Origin of the sequence: Rathayibacter sp. Leaf296 (assembly GCF_001423045.1) — a bacterium.
Classification (GTDB): domain Bacteria; phylum Actinomycetota; class Actinomycetes; order Actinomycetales; family Microbacteriaceae; genus Rathayibacter; species Rathayibacter caricis.
The window spans coordinates 263,522-272,015 of sequence record NZ_LMNR01000001.1 but is presented as its reverse complement, the minus strand read 5'-3'; the positions used below and the strand labels follow the sequence as shown (position 1 = coordinate 272,015).

The window sequence follows — 8,494 nt, the reverse complement described above, 5'->3', positions numbered from 1 at the left end:
GCTCGCGCTTCCTCAGAAGTTGCGGGAAGCGCGAGCCGTTACGGCGACTTCTGGGGAAGCGGCGCCGGAGGGGCCGACCGGCGGACGTCGTGGCTTGAGGTCCCGCGACTCCTCGAGAGTTGTCGTACTCGCCGCCGAGTACGACGACTTCTGCGGAGTCGAGGTGGGGCGACCGCCGTCAGCAGACGCGACGCGTCAGACCGGCAGACGTGACGCGTCAGACCGGCACGCGCGACGCGTCAGGCCGCCGGGCGCGACGCGTCGAGCGCGTCGAACACCGCCGCGTTCAGCGCGAACGCGTGCCGCGCCTCCGCCACCATCGCGTCGAGCGCGGCCGGCGGCAGCGACAGCGCGTCGAGCTGCGCGCGGTAGGCGCGCTTGAAGTGCACCGCGTTCTCGATCGCGTCGAAGCGGAAGAACGCGAGCTGCTCGGCACTCGCGCCGTAGTGCCGCGCCATCATCGTGGCGATCGCCTGGCCGCCCGACAGGTCGCCGAGGTATCGGGTGTAGTGGTGCGCGAGGTGCAGCATCCCGTCGCCGGCGCCGAACGACGCGATGCGCGCCGCGTAGTGCACGGTCGCGTCCAGCGGCACGACGGTCGACGGATCGACGCCCAGCGCCACGAGACTCGCCCGCAGCGCCGGCACCCGGTGCACGGCCGTGTCGTGCAGCAGCGCCGGATCCGCGGCCGACGGCACCCGAGCCTCGAGCGCCTCGTAGACGGGGAGCAGCTGGCCGAGGTAGCGCGCGAACTCCGCGAGCGACAGGTCGCCCTGCATCAGCGCGGTGATGTAGCCGCGCGACTCCGCATGCCGGTGCTCGTCACCGGTCGCCTCGCGCAGGGCGCCGGCCACGCCGAGCGGAGGGGCCGCGGAGAGAGGCGCAGCGGTGACCGGAGAAGCGTCCCCAGGCGCAACGGACGGTCCGGCGGGCACGGCGATCGCAGGCAGGGAAGAAGCGGTGACAGCGGTCACGAACGGCTCGTCTCGTCGGGGTCCAGGTCCCGCGGCGAGCGGGTGAAGTTAGGTTAGCATTAGCTAACTTTTCGACCCAAGCCCCCGCACGGGGCACCCGTAGCGAAGGCGAGACCGTGCCCCTCCTCCCCCGCCGTTCCGCCGGTCACGTCGTCGCCGCCCTCGCCGCGATCGCCCTCCTGGCCGGCTGCTCCTCCGCGAGCACCGCCGCCGAGGGCGCCCCGTCGCCGCGCCTGGCCGACGTCACTCCACTCACCGAGCCGCGCACCGCCACCTGCCCCTCGACCGCGCGCATCGACGCCGCCTCCGTCGATCCGATCACCACCGGCACCCAGTCCCTGCCCGCGAGCGTCGTCGACGCCCAGGGCACCGCCGTCACCGTGACCGACACCTCGCGGATCCTCGCCCTCGACCTCTACGGCTCCACCTCCCGCCTCGTCTTCGAGCTGGGCCTGGGCGACTCCGTCGTCGGCCGCGACGTCTCGAGCGACTTCGCCGAGATCGCCGACCGCCCGCTGGTCACGCAGAACGGCCACGACCTCAACGCCGAGGCGATCCTCGACCTCGCGCCCACCGTGCTCCTCACCGACTCGAGCCTGGGCCCGTGGGACACGGTGCTGCAGATGCGCGACGCGGGGATCCCGGTGGTCGTCGTCGGCTCCGACCGCTCGATCGCCACGATCCCGACTCTGGTCGGCGAGGTCGCCGCGGCCCTGGGCGTCCCCGAGCGCGGGGCCGAGCTCACCGCGCGCCTCAGCGCCTCCGTCGACGAGACGATCGCCCGGATCGACGCCGTCGCGCCCGCCGACCCCGCCCAGCGCCTGCGCATCGTCTTCCTCTACGTGCGCGGCCAGTCCGGCGTCTACTACCTCTTCGGCGAGGGCTCCGGCGCCGACGACCTCGTGCGCTCGCTCGGCGGGATCGACGTGGCCGCCGAGATCGGCTGGGAGGGCATGCGCCCGCTCACCGACGAGGGCCTCGTGGCCGCCGCCCCCGACCTCGTGCTGATGATGACCGGCGGCCTCGAATCGGTCGACGGAGTCGACGGGCTGCTCGAGGCCGTGCCCGCGCTCGCGCAGACCCCCGCCGGGCAGAACCGCCGCATCGTCGACATGGCCGACACGCAGATCCTGAGCTTCGGACCCGACACCCCGCGCACGCTCGAGGCGCTCGCGGTCGCGATCTACGCGCCGGACAGCACCCGATGACGACGGCCGCCGCTCCCGCTCGACTCGGTCGACCGACGCTCGTCACCGCCGGGCTCACCGGCGCCCTCGTCGTGGTCGCCGTCGTCTCGGCCGGTCTCGGGCAGCTGTCGGTCCCTCCCGCGCAGATCCTCGGATCGATCGCGCAGCACCTCAACGACGTGCTCGGCGTGCGCCTGCTCCCTGTGCTCGAGCTGCCCGCGCACGTCAACGGCGACGCGACCCTGTGGGCGATCCGGTTCCCGCGGATCGCGATGGCCGCGGTCGTCGGCGCCGCGCTGGCGGTCGGCGGAGCGGTCATGCAGGGCGTCTTCCGCAATCCGCTGGCCGAGCCGGGCGTCGTGGGCGTCTCCTCCGGAGCGGCGCTGGCGGCGAGCGCCGTCATCGTCTTCGGGCTGAACGTCTTCGGGCCGCTCACCGCCCCCGTCTTCGCCTTCGTCGGCGGCCTCGCCGCGACGCTCCTCGTCTACCTGACCGCCCGCGCCGGCGGCCGCACCGAGGTCGTCACCCTCGTGCTCACGGGCATCGCGGTGAACGCGGTCGGAGGCGCGGGCATCGCGCTGATGACCTTCCTCGGCACCACGCAGCAGCGAGAGCAGATCGTGTTCTGGCAGCTCGGCTCGCTCAACGGCACCCGCTGGCAGGACGTCGCGATCGTGCTCCCGATCACCGTGGTCGGAGTGATCGCCGCCGCTCTCCTCTCGCGCCGCCTCGACCTGCTGGCCCTCGGCGAGCGCCAGGCGCAGCACCTCGGCGTGCCGATCGAGCGCACGCGCATCGCCGCGATCGTGGCCGTCGCCGCGCTCACCTCGGCCGCCGTCGCCCTCTGCGGCATCATCGCCTTCGTCGGACTCGTCGTGCCGCACCTGCTCCGCATGCTGCTGGGCCCCGCGCACCGCGCGCTGATCGGCACGAGCGCGATCGGAGGCGCGCTGCTGCTCGTCTGCGCCGACGCGGTCGCGCGCACGGCCGTCCCCTACGCCGACCTGCCGATCGGCATGCTGACCGCGATCGTCGGCGGTCCGTTCTTCTTCTGGCTGCTGCGCCGGGCGCGGGTGCGGTCGGGAGGGTGGGCGTGAGCGGGGGTGCGGGTGCGGGTGCGGGTGCGGGTGCGAGCCAGGGTGCGGCTCCGGCCCGCTCCGATCACGGCGAGCGGATGCGCGCCACCGGCGTCGGCCTCTCCTACGGCGCGCGCCCCGTGCTCGACGGCGTCGACCTGCGCCTGCACCGCGGCGAGTTCGTCGCGCTCGTCGGACCCAACGGCGCCGGCAAATCGACGCTCCTCTCGCTGCTCGCGGGCGAGTCCGCTCCGCAGACAGGCTCGCTGGATCTCGACGGCCGCCCACTCCGCTCCTACCGCGCCCCCGATCTGGCGCGTCTGCGCTCGGTGCTGACGCAGTCGAACGAGGTGTCGTTCCCCTTCACCGTGCTCGAGGTCGTCGAGATGGGCCGGGCGCCCCGGAGCGGCGACGGGACCGCGGTGGTCGAGCGCGCGCTCGAGGACGCCGAGGTCGCCGCGTTCCGCGACCGCCGCATGCCCGAGCTCTCGGGCGGCGAGCGGGCCCGCGTCGCCTACGCCCGCGTCCGCGCGCAGGAGTGCGACCTCGTGCTGCTCGACGAGCCCACCGCGAGCCTCGACATCCGGCATCAGGAGCGGCTGCTCGGCCAGGTCCGCGCGCACACCGAGTCGGGCGGCTCGGCCGTGGTGGTGCTCCACGATCTGGGGCTCGCCGCCGCGTACGCCGACCGCGTCGTCGTGCTCGAGGGCGGACGCGTCCGCGCCGACGGCCCGCCCGCGGTCGCGCTGACGACCGAGCTGCTCAGCGAGGTGTACCGGCATCCGATCCGGGTGGTCGTCGAGGACGACGGCGCGGTGTCGATCCGGCCGGAGCGGGCACTGCGGACCGGCGCCGACCCCGCCTCCCCCTCCCCCGCTCCCCCGATCGGAGACCCTCGATGACCCGCACCCCGCGCACCCTCCTCCTCGCCGCCGCCCTCGGCATCGCGGTGGCCGCGACTCCGCTCGTCGCCCCCGCCGCGTCGGCCGCCGGCTCGGTGTCGGTGTCCTTCGCAGACGGGGCGACCGCCGCCGACCCCGACTACGCCACGGCGATCACGGTCTCGGGCCGCGGCTTCCAGTCGATCCAGGGCGGCTTCGGCGGCGTCTACGTGCTGTTCGGCTGGGTGTCGGGCGCCGGCTGGGGACCGAGCAGCGGCGGCGAGGTCGGCACCGACTACCGCTACGTCCCCGACTCCGAGTCGAAGGACAACGCGGGCTTCGAGCGCTTCGTCGCGTTCCCGGGCAGCGAGACGGAGTCGGCCGCGAACGGCGTGCTCACGGCCGACGGCTCCTTCAGCGTCGACCTCACGATCCCGTCGGCACGCTTCGAGGCGCAGGACCGCTCGGGCGAGGTCACGACCGTCGACTGCCTCGAGGTGCAGTGCGGAGTGATCACGATCGGCGCGCACGGGGTGAAGAACGCGAACAACGAGACGTTCACGCCGGTGTCGTTCGCGGCGCCGGCGGCGGGCGCGACCCCCGGTCCCGCGGCGGGTGCGGCCCCTGTCGCGGGTGCTGCGGAGGCGTCACCCACCGAAGCGCCCGCAGCCGGCTCTGCGCGCGTCGGCTACACCGCCTCCTCCGCCGTCGCCGGCAATGCGCTGGCGTTCACGGGACAGGGCTTCGCCGTGTCCGAGCAGGTCGTCGCGACCCTCGACGACGGAGTCGTGGCCGTGGGCCCGCTCACGGCCGGCACCCGCGGCGAGGTGGCCGGGGTGCTGCCCCTGCCGGGCGACCTGCGCGGAGGCACGCACCTGCTGACGCTGACCGGCGCCGCATCCGGGGCGGTCGCCGAGAGCGAGCTGACCGTGGTGGGAGCATCGGCCGCGTCGGTGCCGAGCGCCGCGGCGGAGCCGGAGGTGCCGGTGTGGCTGTACGTGGCGCTCGGGATCGCGCTGCTGATCGCGGCGGGGCTCGTGCTGGCGAGTGTCGTGGTGGGGATCGTGCGGGGGGTTCGGAGGCGGCGGGCGCGGAAGCGGGCGGGTGCGGGTGGGTCGTCGGAGACAGCCGGTGGGGGCGCGGCGGTGTCGCCGGATACCCGGATCGCTGCGTCGAGCGCGACTCCCGTGGAGGCGACTCCGGAGCCGGACGCCAGCGCTGCTCCTCCCTCCCCCGACGCCCCCACCGAGGAGCTCTCCACCGCCCGCGATCTGCCGGCCCGCGAGACGGCGGACGCGCGATGAGGCGGCTCGGATCCCTCCTCCTCGCCGCCGCCCTGACACTCGGGCTCGCACCCGCCGCCGCGGCAGTCGAGGACGGCGTCGACATCGACGTGTCCGTGCCGACCGGCACCTCCGCCGGCTTCGGCGACATCGAGAACGCCGAGCTGCGCTGGGGACTCAACCGCGAGTCCTCGGGCGGCGCCTTCGCCGGCGGCTGCAACTTCCTCAGCGCCGGCGTCGCCGGGAACAGCGGAGGCGCGCGCGTCTGGTCCGAGTCCGACGGGCTGTACGCCGCCGAAGCCGGCGCCGTCTCGATCGAGAAGGCGACCGCGGCCGGCGGATGGACGCGCGCCTCCTTCGCGACCCGCTGCACGGATCCGTCGGGCGCGCCCGTCACCGCGTCGTCGCTCGCCTCGAGCACCCAGTCGCAGGTCGTCGTCGACGGCGGGCGCGGCTCCGTCTCGGCCGACGGCCTGACACTGCGCTGGAGCGGCGCGTTCACCGTCGCCTTCTACGGCGGCATGACCTACTGGAGCGCGAGCGACCCCGTGCTCTCGCTCGACGCCGCGGGGAACGGCCGGCTGACCGCGACCGCGAGCGGCTACGGCACCTCGATGGAGGACACCTCGCTCTGGCGCCCGCTGCCCGCGACCGAGATCGTGCTCGCGGAGGTGCGCGGCGCTCCGCTCGGCGACGGCGGCTTCAGCGTGGTGCCCGAGTACCTCGGCGTCGCTAGCCAGACCGGCGGCCAGGCCCCGCGGACCGCCGAGAACGCGGCGTACTGGGGCTCGTTCCCCACGAGCTTCCTGCAGTTCCAGGTGCAGACGGGGCAGGCCGGGTACTGGCTGACGACCGGCGGGACTCGCGACGCGGCCAAGCCGGCGACCGCGCTGCTCGTGAACTTCGACGCGTCGGCTCCGGCGGTGGTGGCGGCTCCGGAGTCCGGGGCGGGCGGAGGGGCGGGGCCGGTGAACGAGGTGGCGGAGCGGCCGGCGGGAGCGGGGCCTGCCGCGGGTGCGGGTGCCTCTGCGGCTCCGGCCGCGCAGGCTGCCGCGGGGCTCGTCGCCGAGACGAGCACCGTCGTCCGCGACGGCGGCGGACTCGTCCCCGAGGCGGTCGCGAGCTCCGGACTCCTGCCCCTCCTGATCGGCGCCCTGACCCTGGCGGTGCTGGTCGCCGTGCTCGCCGCGCTGCACCTCTCGGGACGCCGCGTGCTGCCCTGGCGCCGCCCCGCACCTCCGGAGTGACGGCCCGCCCGACTGCCCGCCCCCACCCTCCAAAAGTTGCGGTAACCGCGCGCCGCTACCGCAACTTCTGCGAAACCGGCGCGAGCCGCCGCCTCCCGGCCCCGCGCCTCCCGCCGCCCTCCTCCAGAAGTTGCGGGAAGCGCGAGCGGATACCGCAACTTCTGCGGAACCGACCCTGGCCGCCACCTCCGGCGCCCGCGGCTCCCGCCACCGTCCTCCAGAAGTTGCGGGAAGCGCGAGCGGATACCGCAACTTCTGCGGAACCTGCTCGGCCGCCCGGACCCCGCGCCTACGCCTACGCCCGACGCGACCAGCCTCCAGCACCGAGGCGGGCCCCGAACTCCGTAGCCACTTCTCCCGCCGCCCTCCTCCAGAAGTAGGGCGAAGCGCGAGCCGTTACCGCAACTTCTGCGGAACCGGCGCGAGCCGCCGCCTCCCGGCCCCGCGCCACCCGCCACCGTCCTCCAGAAGTTGCGGGAAGCGCGAGCGGATACCGCAACTTCTGCGGAACCGTGCCCACGCGTCCCTCATCGCGCTCGCGCGCCCCTCCGCGTTCCCCACTCAACGAAAGTCGTCGTACTCGACGCCGAGTACGACGACTCTCGAGGACTCGACGCCGCCCTGCCGAGCCCGCGTCACGCCCCTCCGCTCGCCCCGGCCCCGACTACGCGGAAATCGTCGTACTCGGCACCCGACTACGACGACTTGTGATGACTCGACCCCGCCCCCGGCCGCCGACGACCAGCGCCCGTCACGCAACCCGCTCGCCCCGCCGTCGCCGCCGCACCAGCAGCACCACCGCCACCACCCCGGTCGCCAGCACCAGCACCACCAGCAGCGTCCCCACCGGCACCGCGGCCAGCGCGAAGTCCGCCGTCACCGGGTCCAGAGTCGCCGCGCCGAAGCCCACGCTCGTCGGCCGCAGACTCACCGCACCCGACAGCCACAGCAGCGCGCCCACTCCGTCGAGCTCCTCGCGCACGTCGATCGTCGACCCGGGCAGCACCTCCGGCAGCTGCCTCTGCGCCGACACCCCCGCCACTCCGAGCGGCCCGGCGATCGACGTGTCGGCCAGCGCGGTCACCCGCGTGTTGCCGGTGTTGCCCACGGAGTAGTCGACGGTCACGAATCCTGTCGCGAACGGGTTCCAGACCCCCGAGAACGCAACCACCGGATCCGACAGCTCGAGCGAGGGCACGAGCTCGCCCGAGACGCGCAGCTGCAGCCGGGTGCCGAGACGCCGGTCGATCTGCACCTGCGAGTCGGGGTCCTCGACGCGGAGCGATGTGACGATGCCCGCCGGATGATCGCCGGGCCGCGCGTCCGCCGGCACGGTGACCGTGAACGGCACCGCCGCGTCCTGCCCCGGCACGAGGGTGACGGAGGAGGTCGCGAGCGCGATCCAGGTGCCCGCGTCCTCGGAGGCGGTGCCCGCGGTCAGCACGTCGATGCCGCCCTCGCGGGTGGTGAACGCGTCGGCCGGGTAGACGTCGAGGACGAGCTCGGTCGCTCCGTCGTTGCGCACCGAGATCGAGTCCTCGACCACGGCGCCGGGGTCGACGGAGTAGTCGAAGTTCGCGCGGGTGGTGCCGGAGGCGTCCGCGGTCGGGCCGACGCTCCAGGCGGGGCCGTCTGCGGCGGAGGCCGGGGCGAGCGGGAGCACGGCGGCCGCGGCGCTCAGGGAGGCGGCGGCGAGGAGGGCGGGGAAGCGGCGCATGGGTCGTCTCTGCAGTGTCGATGCCGGAACGGCAGGAGGAAGAGGAGTGGGCGGACTCGGAAGCCCGGTCCCGCGGCGCGCTCGTCGTCGAGGCGGGCGCGGGAACGGGGCGGACCCTCCTCCGTGTCG

At 74.6% G+C, this 8,494-nt stretch carries 7 protein-coding genes; 5 read left to right on the top strand and 2 right to left on the bottom strand.

The annotated features are described in order from the left end of the window. Positions 1–239 precede the first annotated feature (239 nt). Positions 240–854, bottom strand: coding sequence for a heme oxygenase (biliverdin-producing) (locus ASF46_RS01160; RefSeq protein ID WP_056866075.1), 615 nt, complete (start codon positions 852–854; stop codon positions 240–242). Positions 855–1,090: 236 nt separating this feature from the next. Between ASF46_RS01160 and ASF46_RS01155 the strand changes: the two genes are divergently transcribed. From ASF46_RS01155 to ASF46_RS01135, 5 genes are read left to right on the top strand one after another with little or no spacing between them, the layout of a single operon-like run. Next, positions 1,091–2,182, top strand: coding sequence for a heme/hemin ABC transporter substrate-binding protein (locus ASF46_RS01155; RefSeq protein WP_056866074.1), 1,092 nt, complete (start codon positions 1,091–1,093; stop codon positions 2,180–2,182). Next, on the top strand, positions 2,179–3,258 hold the full coding sequence (locus tag ASF46_RS01150; RefSeq protein ID WP_056866073.1) for a FecCD family ABC transporter permease: 1,080 nt from the start codon (positions 2,179–2,181) through the stop codon (positions 3,256–3,258). The genes ASF46_RS01155 and ASF46_RS01150 overlap by 4 nt, the downstream gene beginning before the upstream one ends. Further along, positions 3,255–4,139, top strand: a complete 885-nt coding sequence (locus ASF46_RS01145) for a heme ABC transporter ATP-binding protein (protein ID WP_235576819.1) — start codon at positions 3,255–3,257, stop codon at positions 4,137–4,139. The genes ASF46_RS01150 and ASF46_RS01145 overlap by 4 nt, the downstream gene beginning before the upstream one ends. Continuing rightward, on the top strand, positions 4,136–5,422 hold the full coding sequence (locus ASF46_RS01140; RefSeq protein ID WP_056866072.1) for a hypothetical protein: 1,287 nt from the start codon (positions 4,136–4,138) through the stop codon (positions 5,420–5,422). The genes ASF46_RS01145 and ASF46_RS01140 overlap by 4 nt, the downstream gene beginning before the upstream one ends. Beyond that, a complete protein-coding gene (locus tag ASF46_RS01135) occupies positions 5,419–6,648 on the top strand; it encodes a hypothetical protein (RefSeq protein WP_056866071.1) in 1,230 nt (409 codons plus the stop codon). The genes ASF46_RS01140 and ASF46_RS01135 overlap by 4 nt, the downstream gene beginning before the upstream one ends. Before the next feature lie 751 nt (positions 6,649–7,399). Here ASF46_RS01135 and ASF46_RS01130 read toward each other — a convergent pair. After that, the gene (locus ASF46_RS01130) at positions 7,400–8,365 is read right to left on the bottom strand and encodes a WxL protein peptidoglycan domain-containing protein (RefSeq protein ID WP_056866070.1); all 966 of its coding nucleotides are present in this window, start codon (positions 8,363–8,365) and stop codon (positions 7,400–7,402) included. Positions 8,366–8,494 lie beyond the last annotated feature (129 nt).